Source organism: Bacillus sp. 205(2023) (assembly GCF_037027485.1).
In the GTDB taxonomy this organism is placed as follows: Bacteria; Bacillota; Bacilli; order Bacillales; family Bacillaceae; genus Bacillus; species Bacillus halotolerans.
Genome location: NZ_JAXCHF010000001.1, coordinates 337,294 through 349,535 on the forward strand (window position 1 = coordinate 337,294; position 12,242 = coordinate 349,535).

At 39.5% G+C, this 12,242-nt stretch carries 21 protein-coding genes; 12 read left to right on the forward strand and 9 right to left on the reverse strand.

Annotated elements, in window-relative coordinates:
* The first annotated feature begins 84 nt into the window (after nucleotides 1-84).
* Entirely contained in the window at nucleotides 85-843 is a 759-nt protein-coding gene (locus tag WA325_RS01460; protein ID WP_336183101.1) for a poly-gamma-glutamate hydrolase family protein, read from the forward strand.
* Nucleotides 844-865: 22 nt separating this feature from the next.
* Here WA325_RS01460 and WA325_RS01465 read toward each other — a convergent pair whose 3' ends face one another.
* The 3 genes from WA325_RS01465 to WA325_RS01475 are packed head-to-tail and all read right to left on the reverse strand — an operon-like array spanning nucleotide 866 to nucleotide 1,826.
* Nucleotides 866-1,318 (reverse strand): YndM family protein, encoded by a 453-nt coding sequence (locus WA325_RS01465; RefSeq protein WP_305934122.1) that lies wholly within the window; start codon nucleotides 1,316-1,318, stop codon nucleotides 866-868.
* A gap of 8 nt (nucleotides 1,319-1,326) precedes the next feature.
* Entirely contained in the window at nucleotides 1,327-1,626 is a 300-nt protein-coding gene (locus WA325_RS01470; RefSeq protein WP_059335692.1) for a spore coat protein, read from the reverse strand.
* Nucleotides 1,623-1,826, reverse strand: a complete 204-nt coding sequence (locus WA325_RS01475) for a DUF892 family protein (RefSeq protein WP_024121571.1) — start codon at nucleotides 1,824-1,826, stop codon at nucleotides 1,623-1,625. The genes WA325_RS01470 and WA325_RS01475 overlap by 4 nt, the downstream gene beginning before the upstream one ends.
* A 196-nt stretch (nucleotides 1,827-2,022) precedes the next feature.
* Here WA325_RS01475 and fosM point away from each other — a divergent pair, with 196 nt between their 5' ends.
* Nucleotides 2,023-2,445 (forward strand): FosM family fosfomycin resistance protein, encoded by a 423-nt coding sequence (fosM, locus tag WA325_RS01480; RefSeq protein WP_105954355.1) that lies wholly within the window; start codon nucleotides 2,023-2,025, stop codon nucleotides 2,443-2,445.
* Nucleotides 2,446-2,526: 81 nt separating this feature from the next.
* Complete coding sequence (locus WA325_RS01485) at nucleotides 2,527-2,955, forward strand: hypothetical protein (RefSeq protein WP_336183102.1); 429 nt, start codon at nucleotides 2,527-2,529, stop codon at nucleotides 2,953-2,955.
* Nucleotides 2,956-3,347: 392 nt separating this feature from the next.
* On the opposite strand, the gene lexA is transcribed toward WA325_RS01485, so the two are convergent.
* Entirely contained in the window at nucleotides 3,348-3,965 is a 618-nt protein-coding gene (gene lexA / locus WA325_RS01490) for a transcriptional repressor LexA (protein WP_010334405.1), read from the reverse strand.
* A gap of 156 nt (nucleotides 3,966-4,121) precedes the next feature.
* On the opposite strand from lexA, the gene yneA reads away from it, so the two are divergent.
* The 6 genes from yneA (at nucleotide 4,122) to WA325_RS01520 (ending at nucleotide 8,482) form a co-directional block, all read left to right on the forward strand.
* A complete protein-coding gene (gene yneA / locus WA325_RS01495) occupies nucleotides 4,122-4,433 on the forward strand; it encodes a cell division suppressor protein YneA (protein WP_059291742.1) in 312 nt (103 codons plus the stop codon).
* A 17-nt stretch (nucleotides 4,434-4,450) separates the two neighbouring features.
* Nucleotides 4,451-5,104, forward strand: coding sequence for a YneB family resolvase-like protein (locus WA325_RS01500; RefSeq protein WP_105991916.1), 654 nt, complete (start codon nucleotides 4,451-4,453; stop codon nucleotides 5,102-5,104).
* 63 nt (nucleotides 5,105-5,167) lie between these two features.
* A complete protein-coding gene (locus tag WA325_RS01505) occupies nucleotides 5,168-5,401 on the forward strand; it encodes a DUF896 domain-containing protein (protein WP_024121576.1) in 234 nt (77 codons plus the stop codon).
* Between the two features lie 174 nt (nucleotides 5,402-5,575).
* On the forward strand, nucleotides 5,576-7,579 hold the full coding sequence (gene tkt / locus WA325_RS01510; protein ID WP_202853661.1) for a transketolase: 2,004 nt from the start codon (nucleotides 5,576-5,578) through the stop codon (nucleotides 7,577-7,579).
* Nucleotides 7,580-7,731: 152 nt separating this feature from the next.
* The gene (gene sirA, locus WA325_RS01515) at nucleotides 7,732-8,178 is read left to right on the forward strand and encodes a sporulation inhibitor of replication protein SirA (protein ID WP_024121578.1); all 447 of its coding nucleotides are present in this window, start codon (nucleotides 7,732-7,734) and stop codon (nucleotides 8,176-8,178) included.
* Nucleotides 8,179-8,263: 85 nt separating this feature from the next.
* A complete protein-coding gene (locus WA325_RS01520; protein WP_003221221.1) occupies nucleotides 8,264-8,482 on the forward strand; it encodes a YneF family protein in 219 nt (72 codons plus the stop codon).
* 73 nt (nucleotides 8,483-8,555) lie between these two features.
* Here the strand turns inward: WA325_RS01520 and ynzD are convergent, their stop codons facing one another.
* A complete protein-coding gene (ynzD, locus tag WA325_RS01525) occupies nucleotides 8,556-8,729 on the reverse strand; it encodes an aspartyl-phosphate phosphatase YnzD (protein WP_024121579.1) in 174 nt (57 codons plus the stop codon).
* 220 nt (nucleotides 8,730-8,949) lie between these two features.
* Here ynzD and WA325_RS01530 point away from each other — a divergent pair, with 220 nt between their 5' ends.
* The 3 genes from WA325_RS01530 (at nucleotide 8,950) to WA325_RS01540 (ending at nucleotide 10,681) form a co-directional block, all read left to right on the forward strand.
* Nucleotides 8,950-9,657 (forward strand): cytochrome c biogenesis protein CcdA, encoded by a 708-nt coding sequence (locus tag WA325_RS01530; protein WP_024121580.1) that lies wholly within the window; start codon nucleotides 8,950-8,952, stop codon nucleotides 9,655-9,657.
* 89 nt (nucleotides 9,658-9,746) lie between these two features.
* The gene (locus WA325_RS01535) at nucleotides 9,747-10,109 is read left to right on the forward strand and encodes a response regulator (protein ID WP_010334411.1); all 363 of its coding nucleotides are present in this window, start codon (nucleotides 9,747-9,749) and stop codon (nucleotides 10,107-10,109) included.
* A gap of 80 nt (nucleotides 10,110-10,189) precedes the next feature.
* Nucleotides 10,190-10,681, forward strand: coding sequence for a CcdC family protein (locus WA325_RS01540; RefSeq protein ID WP_082687905.1), 492 nt, complete (start codon nucleotides 10,190-10,192; stop codon nucleotides 10,679-10,681).
* Between the two features lie 30 nt (nucleotides 10,682-10,711).
* On the opposite strand, the gene WA325_RS01545 is transcribed toward WA325_RS01540, so the two are convergent.
* From WA325_RS01545 to sspO, 4 genes are all read right to left on the reverse strand, one after another.
* Nucleotides 10,712-11,140: a DUF2621 domain-containing protein gene (locus WA325_RS01545; protein WP_024121582.1), complete on the reverse strand. Its 429-nt coding sequence runs from the start codon at nucleotides 11,138-11,140 to the stop codon at nucleotides 10,712-10,714.
* A 232-nt stretch (nucleotides 11,141-11,372) separates the two neighbouring features.
* Nucleotides 11,373-11,765 carry an outer spore coat protein CotM gene (gene cotM, locus WA325_RS01550; RefSeq protein ID WP_095713925.1) on the reverse strand — a complete coding sequence of 131 codons (393 nt, stop codon included), beginning with the start codon at nucleotides 11,763-11,765 and terminating at the stop codon, nucleotides 11,373-11,375.
* A 78-nt stretch (nucleotides 11,766-11,843) separates the two neighbouring features.
* Entirely contained in the window at nucleotides 11,844-11,990 is a 147-nt protein-coding gene (locus tag WA325_RS01555) for a small acid-soluble spore protein P (RefSeq protein ID WP_003221237.1), read from the reverse strand.
* Nucleotides 11,991-12,021: 31 nt separating this feature from the next.
* The gene (gene sspO, locus WA325_RS01560) at nucleotides 12,022-12,168 is read right to left on the reverse strand and encodes an acid-soluble spore protein SspO (protein ID WP_003221239.1); all 147 of its coding nucleotides are present in this window, start codon (nucleotides 12,166-12,168) and stop codon (nucleotides 12,022-12,024) included.
* Nucleotides 12,169-12,242: the final 74 nt, after the last annotated feature.

The following is a 12,242-nucleotide window of genomic DNA, read 5'->3' on the forward strand; positions in this document are numbered from 1 at the left end:
AAATTTAACAAGGAGGACGAGATAATTCGTGCTAAAGCCTCAAAGAGTCCAGCATCCTGTGTTTTTGGTTTTGAGGCGGAGTAGATGAAACCGGCCAAAGTATCCCTGCTCCGCCGTTTGCTCCATTCCTTGAAGCATGTTGATTGTAACATAGCCAAACGTTTTCCATCAACTTTAAAAAATGTAAAAATGTTGTTAATTTTCTTGTTGTTTGTTCCGGTTTCTTCTGTATATGCAGAGGATATCTATCAGAATTTCGAGGAATTAAAGAATCACGAAGATCCTTCAGATTATAACATTGCCACAAAAGAAACCCGCAGCTCTGTGCTTGTTTTAGCTATTCACGGAGGAGGTATTGAAGGCGGCACAAGTGAATTAGCGAGAGAGCTCAGCAAAGAATATTCCATGTATTTGTTTGAAGGTTTGAAGACGTCTGGAAATTCAGTACTGCATATAACAAGCACGCATTTTGATGAGCCTCAGGCACTGAAGCTTGTAGCAAGTCATGAGTATGTCATTTCATTGCATGGATATGCAGGAGAGGACCAACAGATACAAATCGGCGGAACAGACCGATCAAGAGCGGCAGAATTAGTTTCAGAACTGCAAAAAGCCGGTTTTCCGGCTGAATTGCTTGGTACGGATCATCCGCATGCAGGCGTAAGTCCAAACAATATAGCGAATAAATCAAAAACCGGTTTGAGTATCCAATTAGAGATGAGTACAGGGTTCAGAGAATCTTTGTTTGGCATCTTTTCTTTAAAGAGCAGATCCACGACTCAAAATGAGAGGTTTTATGATTTTACAGAAGTGATGACCCATTTCATAGAAAACAGCTATTAAAATAAGGAGGCTTTGCGCCTCCTTATTTTTCGTCCTTCTGATCATTGGCTTCAGGAAACAATTCATCTGATACCTCAGTTTGATATTGCAAAGTGTTATCTTTGACAGTCAGTTCGTTTCGGAATGTTTCATCCAGCACATTTTTCAGTAAATACCGGTGAAAAAAATATTCAAAAACAGTAAGGCAGACAGACGCAATCAGAGCGGCTGCAAACGGTGAGAAACCGTTTCTAGTTTGCGTTTCAAGAAAGACCCAAAGAATAACGAGTGAAAGTCCGAAGTCAGCCAGTGAAGCTGTCATATTGCTGGTTCTCGGCAAGATCAGGATGTCACCGGAAAGGTATGTTACAAAGCTTAAGAAAAATGCAATAAACAGCACACTTAAAAAGGAAGCATGGTAAACTCTATCCAAAATCACATACAATAGGGCAAGAGTTAAAGCTGTCTTAGAAGCAAGAGCGATAATATGTTTCATTTGATCACCTATATTTGTGGCAAATCTTTAGCGGTATCTGCAGCCTCAAGATCGACACTTATTTGCTGAGTTAAATCTTTAGAATGATAAAAACCCTTTGCAGCCATATAATGAAAAATTTGTTCATGGGTATTCATCGCGTCATGTAAATATTGCTGCAGCGTTTCCCTGACTTCTGGGGAAGAAGATTCTGTGATGGCAGCTGCAATATTTCTTACGCCTGTCTTTGCCGATATTAAAAAATCCGTTGCGATCACTTGTTCGGTCATGCTGCCCATTCCGGCTAATTTTTGAAAGAACTCATTCACGCTTGTTCACCTCTCACTGACAGCAATTCCTGCAAACGCGCAACCTGCTGTTTTGTTTTTTGAGCATCCTGCTCAAGAATACTCTTTAATTCTTCATCTTGTACAAGTCCCGTCATCGTTGAAGATTTTGTCAAACAAAGGTTCTTAAACGTAAGCAATTCGTGCAATTCTAACGTTTCATGAAGGCCGTAGCCATTCATAACGGTCATTCCCTTCTGAAGTAATATGGTTTATTTTGAACAAATTGCTTTTGTTTACACTGGTATTTTTTGCTGGTCGCTTGAAACTTTCTGGCTGCAATGTCTGTACACAAGGGGTGGGGGTGAGCTTCTGTTAAACAAATCAATCTTTCATGGTTTTTAATCATCTATTTTTAAATACTAAGGAGGAGACACAGTGGAGATCAAAGGGATCAATCACTTGTTATTTTCTGTTTCTGATTTACTGACTTCCATCGAGTTTTATCAAAATGTCTTTGATGCTAAACTGCTTGTTAAAGGAAGAAGCACTGCATATTCCGATTTAAACGGCATATGGCTGGCTCTCAACGAAGAGCGTGACATTCCCAGAAATGATATTAATGCTTCTTATACCCATATCGCTTTTACAATTGAGGAAAGCAAGTTTGAAGAAATGTCCGCAAAATTAAAAAACCTTCATGTTACTATTTTGTCTGGGAGAGAACGAGATGAACGTGATCGAAAATCAATTTATTTCACTGATCCTGACGGCCATAAATTTGAATTCCATACAGGAACTCTTCAAGACAGACTTCAATATTATAAGCAAGCTAAAACCCACATGGATTTTTACGATTGAAAAAGTACGGGAAACAGAGTAACGGAGAATATACATATTTATCTTCTGGGGTTAATATATGGTAAAGGAGGGGGATTGCAGTTGAGAAATAAAATATTACTCATGACAGCTGTTTTGCTATGTGTTTTTGGAACCGGGACCATTCATGCAGCAACTTCACATTTTGAGCATAAAACCGACTTTATTCTAAATGACGGAACAAAAGCGCTTTATGTAGAAAACATTAGTGATGTACCGGCAATGGATTATTTTTTAGGATACCAATTTACGATATTAGGAGTGAACATTTGTTCAGTTAACATTAAGCTTCAGCGAATGGGACTTGCAGGGGATTATACTACGTTAAGCACAAAACAATTCACCGGTAATTGGTTTGATTTTAGCGCTCAAGATAAGGTTTCCATTGAACCTTATCACCGGTATCGAATATTAGCTGAAGAACATTCAGAAAACTGTGCAAGTGTTCATGTAAAAGGCCGCTATGGTGTAGAATATTTTAATTTTGATTGAAGCTCACATTTTTGAAAAGAAGTGAGCTTTTTTGCAGAATAAATTAACTAAATAAACTATGTACTAAATATTCAGTATATTTCCTTTTGTCTCGCTCAATATAAAAGAGGAGAGTATAACTCATCTTTTCACGTCCGAAAATCGAAACATTTATAACAAAAGAACGTCTAATTTTTTAAATAGCACTTTTTTAAAAAAAGTTTCGTTAAGGAAAGAAAATTTCTTGACTTCAACAATTAAATGATGGATAATTATGGTGTAAACATGATGTTCTTTTTCCTCCTATTCAGGTTCGCACCTAAGCCAGGGCGAGCCTGCTTTTTTAAAAAAACAAAACCCCCACTCCGCAAAGGGAGAGGGGGTTTATTCTTTGTAACTGATAGTTCAATAGTTTAATGGACAGTTCTGAACACACCAATTACTTTTCCTAATATGCTGACATTCTGCAGTATGATCGGAGCCATGGTTGGATTTTCAGGCTGTAAGCGAATGTGTGTATCCTCTTTATAGAAACGTTTTACCGTAGCTTCATCATCTTCTGTCATCGCCACTACGATTTCACCGTTATTCGCCGTGTTTTGCTGTTTTACAATTACATAGTCCTTATCAAGTATACCTGCGTCAATCATACTGTCACCCATGATCTCCAGCATAAACACATGCTCATCCGGAGGAACCATACGGTCAGGAAGCGGGAAGTATTCTTCAATATTTTCAACCGCTGTAATAGGTGAGCCCGCCGTTACTTTTCCGATTACCGGTACATTAACGACTTGGCTTTTTGGAATCTCTACTTCTTCATCCAGAATTTCTATCGCTCTTGGTTTTGTCGGATCGCGTCTAATCAGCCCTTTTGTTTCCAAACGGGCCAAATGGCCGTGGACAGTAGAACTGGACGCAAGGCCGACAGCCTCTCCGATCTCTCTAACCGAAGGCGGATATCCTTTTGATTTAACCTCTGCTTTAATAAAACGGAGGATATCAAGTTGCCTTTTTGATAGCTTCGTCATTTTTTGCACCTCTAAACGTCGATTTTAAATAGATTATAGCATGATTTTCCTGACAGTACAAACATAGGTTCGAAAAAAACAATTGACAGAAACGTTTGTTCGTATATACTGAAACTATAAAAATGCGAACAAACATTCTTGTCGGAGGTTGTTATCATGAATAAAGAATCTATTATTTTTGTCGGCCTGTTCACTGTGATTCTAAGCGTGGTTATCCTTCTGTTGTCTTATACAAGCAGCGACCAGGAGCTTAATCAATATGTTAAAATAAAAGTTCAGTCTGGGGATACGCTCTGGTCGCTCGCTGATCAGGTGGATGACTCAAAAAAGATAAATAAAAGTGATTTTGTTGAATGGGTAGCTGAAAAAAATAATCTCCAGACGTCTGAGATTCAGCCGGGGGATGAATTGGTTATTCCATTAAAAAAGGAACACCCGGCTGCATACGAATTGGCTACTGTTAAATAGAGAGGAAAGGTAGAAAGGTGAAAGCACTCATTTATGCCCGAGTAAGCACAAATAAAGAACAGCAAGAAACCTCATTAAAGCGGCAGGAGGAGGAGCTTACGGCCATTGCTGCCGAGAACGGCATGGAAGTCGTCAAAGTGATTTCTGAAAAAGCCAGCGGATATGAAATGGACCGGGATGGTGTATTTGATTTGCTTGATCACATCAAGAATTCAAATATTAATGTGATTTTAGTTCAGGATGAAACAAGACTCGGCCGAGGAAACGCGAAAATTGCACTTCTTCATTGTATTTACAGGGAAGGTGTGAAAGTATATACGACCGCTCACAGAGGTGAGCTGGAGTTATCAGAGGCTGACTCTATGGTGCTGGAAATCGTCAGCATTGTGGAGGAATACCAGCGGAAAATCCACAACATGAAAATTAAACGCGGAATGAAACGTGCAGTGAAAAATGGTTTTAAGCCACAAAAGAACCTGAAAAACCAGCATGAAAACAGCGGAAAAGAAAGAATAGAAATTCCGATCTCGGAGATTGTCCGGTTGAGAGCGAATAAACTGACGTTTGCTGAAATCGCAGCTACGTTAAGAGGTTTCGGCTATGATGTGTCAAAGGCGACAGTCCATCGGCGTTTTCAGGAATACATAGAGAATGAGCAGACAGGCGAGTGAATCAGTTGTAAAACTCCTCTTGTTTTAGTAGTATATAGACAAAATGCAATAAAGGAGTTTATCATGATTTCAAACGAAAAAATTGCCAGAATCAATGAACTTGCCGCAAAAGCTAAAGCTGGCGTTATTACAGAAGAAGAAAAAGCTGAACAGCAAAAGCTCCGTCAAGAGTACCTAAAAGGATTTCGTTCTTCTATGAAAAATACATTAAAAAGTGTAAAAATCATTGATCCTGAAGGCAATGACGTAACACCTGAAAAGTTAAAAAGAGAAAAAAATAATAACAGACTTCACTAATATAAGAGGAATACGGCAATATCGTATTCCTCTTTTGTATATACTACAAACAACAGCGCTTTCTTCAGGTGACAAAATTCATCAAGTTTCTCTCAAATTTAAGCTGAAACAGTTGAGAAAAAGTCGTCAGACATTTATGATGAAAGGGTACAACATATAAGGAAGGGGATTTTTATGGATACAATTGAAAAGAAATCAGTTGCTACCATTCGCACACTATCAATAGACGCTATTGAAAAAGCAAACTCTGGTCACCCTGGTATGCCTATGGGGGCAGCGCCAATGGCATATACGCTATGGACAAAATTTATGAATGTAAATCCGGCAAACCCTGAGTGGTTTAACCGCGACCGTTTTGTTTTATCTGCGGGACACGGATCAGCACTTTTATACAGCATGCTTCATTTAAGCGGGTATGATCTCAGCATTGAAGATCTTAAGGGATTCCGCCAGTGGGGCAGCAAAACACCGGGGCATCCGGAATTCGGACATACAGCAGGTGTTGATGCAACAACAGGGCCGCTTGGACAAGGAATCGCAATGGCGGTCGGAATGGCTATCGCAGAACGCCATTTAGCCGAAACTTACAACCGCGATTCATTCAATGTAGTTGATCACTATACATACAGCATTTGCGGTGACGGCGATTTAATGGAAGGTATTTCTTCTGAAGCCGCTTCACTTGCAGGCCATCTTCAGCTTGGCCGTCTGATCGTATTATACGATTCTAATGACATCTCATTGGACGGAGATCTGGATCGTTCATTCTCTGAAAACGTGAAACAGCGTTTCGAGGCGATGAATTGGGAAGTTCTTTACGTTGAGGATGGAAACAATATTGAAGAATTATCTGCGGCAATTGAAAAAGCACGCCAAAACGACAAGAAACCTACATTGATTGAAGTAAAAACGACAATCGGTTTCGGTTCTCCTAACCGTGCCGGCACTTCCGGTGTTCACGGTGCTCCGCTTGGCAAAGAAGAAAGTAAATTAACAAAAGAAGCTTATGCATGGACGTATGAAGAAGATTTCTACGTTCCGTCAGAAGTATATGAGCATTTCGCAAAAACAGTAAAAGAATCCGGCGAGAAAAAGGAACAGGAATGGAATGACCAATTCGCTAAATATAAAGAAATTTATCCGGAACTCGCTGAACAGCTTGAGCTGGCTATCAAAGGAGAACTTCCGAAAGACTGGGATCAAGAGGTACCTGTTTATGAAAAAGGAAGCAGTCTGGCATCCCGTGCCTCTTCAGGTGAAGTTCTGAACGGTCTTGCGAATAAAATTCCGTTCTTTGTCGGCGGTTCTGCAGACTTAGCAGGGTCAAACAAAACGACGATTAAAAATTCCGGTGATTATACAGCGCTTGATTACTCAGGCAAAAATTTCTGGTTTGGTGTTCGCGAATTTGCTATGGGTGCAGCCTTAAATGGTATGGCGCTTCACGGCGGACTTCGTGTATTCGGCGGAACATTCTTTGTCTTCTCTGATTACTTGCGTCCGGCCATTCGCCTTGCAGCATTAATGGGTCTTCCTGTGACATATGTCTTTACTCACGACAGTATCGCGGTCGGTGAAGATGGACCGACTCACGAGCCGGTTGAGCAGCTTGCTTCATTACGCGCAATGCCTAACCTTTCTTTAATCCGTCCTGCAGACGGTAATGAGACAGCAGCGGCTTGGAAGCTTGCGGTGCAGAGCACAAATCACCCAACAGCGCTTGTATTGACACGTCAAAACCTTCCTACAATCGACCAAACAGCTGAAGAGGCATTGGCTGGTGTAGAAAAAGGTGCTTATGTTGTTTCTAAGTCTAAAAACGAAACACCTGACGCTCTTCTCATCGCTACGGGCTCAGAGGTTGGCCTCGCAATCGAGGCACAGGCAGAATTGGCGAAAGAAAATATTGATGTTTCTGTCGTCAGCATGCCTTCAGTAGATCGTTTTGAGAAACAATCGGATGAATACAAAAACTCCGTGCTTCCGTCAGATGTGAGAAAACGTCTTGCGATTGAAATGGGCTCATCATTTGGCTGGGGCAAATACACAGGGCTTGAAGGAGACGTGCTCGGCATTGACAAATTCGGCGCCTCCGCTCCTGGCGAAACCATTATCAATGAATACGGCTTCTCAGTTGCAAACGTTGTGGATCGAGTCAAAGCATTAATCAATAAATAAGTTTTTCAAAGGGGATGAGTCAAATCATCCTCTTTTTCTTGTTTATCCGACAAAAATAGTATTGGCTGTTTAACAGTAATAGACAATTCTTTCTTCTCTTCTTTTGTATAATAGAATGCAAATGAAATGCTGCTGGAAAAGGGGATGAGAAGATGGAACGTCACTACTATACGTACCTGATCAAAGAGGAATTTGCCAATCATTATTTCGGGCGGGAATCGGTTATGTTTGAGCTGTTTCAAGACTATCATTGGACAAGCCTGACGAGGCAGCAGTATGAAATGACAGAGAAACAAATTCAATATATTACGAAACCCATTCCGATTTTACATATGCATCAGCGGTTAAAAATGAATTTGAACAATACAAACTATACACAGCTGGATTATATTTATAGATTATCTCTCCCAAAAGCAAAGGGACAAGCGTCTTTTATGATGAAAGAACACATGATTGAAATTGTTGCTAACGGAGATTACGAGGCGGAAACGATATTTTTTGAAGTTCTTCGCAAAGTAAGCCCTTGCTTTCTTGCAATGGATTTCAATACGAAGCGGTATGGGTGGTTAAATCCGGTGAAAGAAAGAAATTTTGTCTAAAACCGAAGAAAAAGAGATGTAAATGTTGTATAATAGCTTTTGGTTTAGTACACTTTAAACTAGACAACATGAAGGAGGAAATAAAATGACTTTATGGGTTGGCATCCTAGTGGGCGTTGTTGCACTGCTCATAGGTGTTGCACTCGGGTTTTTTATTGCTCGTAAATATATGATGAGCTATCTTAAAAAGAATCCGCCTATTAATGAACAAATGTTACGCATGATGATGATGCAAATGGGAATGAAACCTTCTCAAAAGAAAATCAATCAAATGATGAAAGCCATGAATAATCAAACGAAATAATACGTAAAGATTATGATATAGAGAAACATGGTTATAAAATAAAAAACCCTTTATCGGGTTTTTTATTTTGCAATCATTCATCACCCGCTACTGCTCGAAGGCGCTGCTTTTGATATTGTATGAGAAGATGGTCAAGCTCCTGACTGAGTTCTATCGTAATATGAGATGTCATTCCGTTCGCCATGACAATTTGCAGCAGCTCTGCTCTTTTTTTTTCAATTTCATTTAATAGATGCTCTCTAATCACAGGGATGTATCCTTTCATACATTAGATCTTCAAAAGTGAATGTTTATATTATATCCATATTTATACTAATTTTCAAATGAGAAGGAGTACAATGTCTCAATGTCAAATTAAATTATATAAGTTTTTTTTGAAAATAGAAATCCTTCGAGTGAAAGTGTTAAAAAAATGAAATGATTTTGTCATAACTTGAAGGAATGTCAAATCATGAAGGGATGATGACATGGGAGATGTGAATTATTTTCTGACATTCGGGGCGGGATTTTTATCATTTATTTCGCCTTGCTGCCTGCCGCTTTATCCGGCTTTCCTGTCATATATTACAGGAGTCAGCATGGATGATGTGAAAACAGAGAAACTATTGCTGCAAAAAAGAAGCTTGGCCCATACGCTGTTTTTTTTGCTGGGGTTTTCAGTGATTTTTATAGCTTTAGGATATGGAACATCTTTTATTGGAACCTTGTTTAGAGATTATCATGATGCCATACGGCAAGTTGGCGCTTTGCTCATTATTCTGTTTGGTTTTATTACGCTTGGCGTGTTTCGGCCTGAGGTTATCATGAAAGAACGCAGAGTCCATTTTAAGCATAGGCCAAGCGGTTTTTTCGGTTCCGTTTTAATCGGTATGGCTTTTGCGGCCGGCTGGACGCCTTGCACCGGTCCCATTTTGGGGGCTGTTATCACATTAGCAGGTACTAATCCTGGCTCAGCGATACCGTATATGATGCTATATGTTCTCGGATTTGCCGTTCCGTTTGTATTATTGTCGTTCTTCATCACGAAACTGAAGTGGATCAGGAAGAATCAGCTTTTGATCATGAAAGCGGGCGGTGTACTTATGATTGTTATTGGGGTACTGCTATTTTTTGATTGGATGAACTTGATCATTATTTTGCTGTCGGATCTTTTTGGTGGATTTACAGGTTTCTGACTGCTAAATTACTTTTGCACTACTACTAATCCTTTTGTTTTTGGTACAATAAGACTATTACCTGAGGAATTCGATTTTTGGAGGGGAATATGACAAGAGTTTTAGTTGTAGACGACGCCAAGTTCATGAGAGTAAAAATCAGAGAGATCTTGGAAGAGGCAAATTACATAATAGCAGGCGAGGCGGCGGACGGCGAGCAAGCGGCTGACCTGTATAAAAAACTTCGGCCGGACTTAGTGACGATGGATATTACGATGCCGGTGAAAAACGGCATTAAGGCGCTCCGTGAGATCATATCCTTTGACCCTAAAGCAAAGATCATCATGTGTACCGCAATGCGCCAGCAAAGAATTGTTACAGAAGCCATTGAACTTGGGGCCAAAGATTTTATTGTCAAACCGTTTGAGGAGTCCAAAGTATTAGAAGCTGTCAACCGCGTTATGGGAAATTGATAGTCATTTCTTTTCAAAATGGTTTTTTTTATTGTTTTGGAGTATAGTATATAGTGTCAACACTCCGAGAAAACAAAGGAATGATAAGTATGATGATTATAGTTTCATCAATTGTTGCTGTTTTAATGGCTGCAGCTGTGATGGTGGTCAGAATTAAGTCTTCCGATAAGCCCGTTTCACCGAAAAAAATCATTCTCCCGCCGATTTTTATGAGTACGGGGGCGTTAATGTTTTTATTTCCGGTTTTTTGGGTAACGGGTGAAGAGTTTTTAGAAGCGATCACTTTAGGCGTGATTTTCTCTATTTTTCTTATAAAAACTTCAAAGTTTGAAATTAAAAATAATGAAATTTACATGAAACGCTCTAAGGCATTTGTCTTTATATTAGTCGGCCTTTTAGTGATCAGAATTGTGATGAAATCAATTTTAAGCACATCGGTTGATTACGGCGCACTGAGCGGAATGTTTTGGATTCTGGCTTTCGGTATGATTGTGCCGTGGAGAATCGCCATGTATCTGTCATACCGAAAACTTCAAAGCGAGCTGCAGTCAGCAGACATTCAAATGAATTAAAAAACCTTTCCTCCTTGCGGGAAAGGTTTTTTATTTAAGAAGGGCCTGATAAGGTTCAATATCGATTTTCTTGTCTCTTAGATGTTTCTTTAAAAAGGTATGGTCTCTTTTCGGAGTAGCCAGAATATAACCTTTGATAATAAGCCGCTGATCAATTGCTGCTGCGTTTTCTTTTAATGCCAGCTCTCCGATTTTTCCGGCAATTTTTGCTCGAGCTATATCTCTGAACAGCTCCGGAACAGGTGTGACCAATTCATCGAGAAATTGTTTGTTTTCATTGCTCCATAGATGTCTGCTGTTTTCAATATAGTAATCCTGCCAATCCAGCTCAGATTTGCCGTCCTCTTTTGGTAAACGCTTTAAAAACTTTCGAAACATAAAAAAACCGCCGATTGATAACAAGACAATCATCGTGATCACCCAAAACAGAATAAACCACAAAAACCAGCCTTCCAGCATCAATCATTCCCCCTTATACTAACCATATTGTATATGAAGAAAGAATAGAAGAACAATGTTTTAAAAAAATAGAAAAAAATGATAGACGTCTAGTCAAAAGAGATGGTAGATCATATTCTATTGTATAGTGAATCTGCTATTTGGCCATGGGAGAGTCACTAGAGGGTATTTGACGATAAATGGACGGAAAAAAAGTCACTTTCATTATAGGGGATGAAAGTGACTTTTGATTTTAGCTGAGAGGGAATTGAAGAGAAAAAGAAGAGCCATCATTCGTCTCTTTATTGACGGCAACTGTGAGAATTTGATTTTCGCATTCAGTCTCAATCGACTTGTCATTCAAATAAAAAGGAAGCATCATTTGTTTTTCAAGAGTCTGTTCTGAGGATTTAACCGTCAGGATGAACTCACATCCGGACAAGGTAATTGTGATTTGTGTCGGCTGTATAGACGACAGATCTGCTTCAATAATATATTGCTGACTTGTTTCATATAGATCAATAGGTAATGTTTCGTCGTACCAGGCGAACGGATCTTCAAAAAATTGCCGAAGCCATTCCTCCATACCATCGAAATCATTGGCATCGTTTCGTTTTGAATGGGTCATGGAAGCATTCCTCCATATATCAACCTTGCTTTAGCTTATGCAGTTGGTCAGAAATGGGTGAACGCATAAAAAAACAGACGCTAAGGTCTGCTTTTATTACATATCATGGCTGGAATTGTGCTTTTGTCTTGTGTGATTTCTGTTTTTTACTTTCTTGCTTCCGCTGAGGGGTTCCGGTTGACCCGGATTGTGTCCTTTAGGAGCGTTTTTATGCATATCTTTACTTGTATTTTTATTGGTCATAAAATGAGAACCTCCTTAAAAGAGTTCAACGTTATTGATTGGTTTTTCTTTTTTTGTTATTTTGGCGTTCTGCTTCAGTCAGTACAAGCTGATCGTTTTCTACATAGCCGGCGCCTTTGCCTTGGCTTTTCGCGTCATTCATCCCATTTATTACGTGATTTGCTTTTCGTTTGACCATCATTATCACCTCAATCATAATATGGCTTCTTTCAATGAGGAATATGAGAGAGTGCAGACAGTAAAATTTCCCGC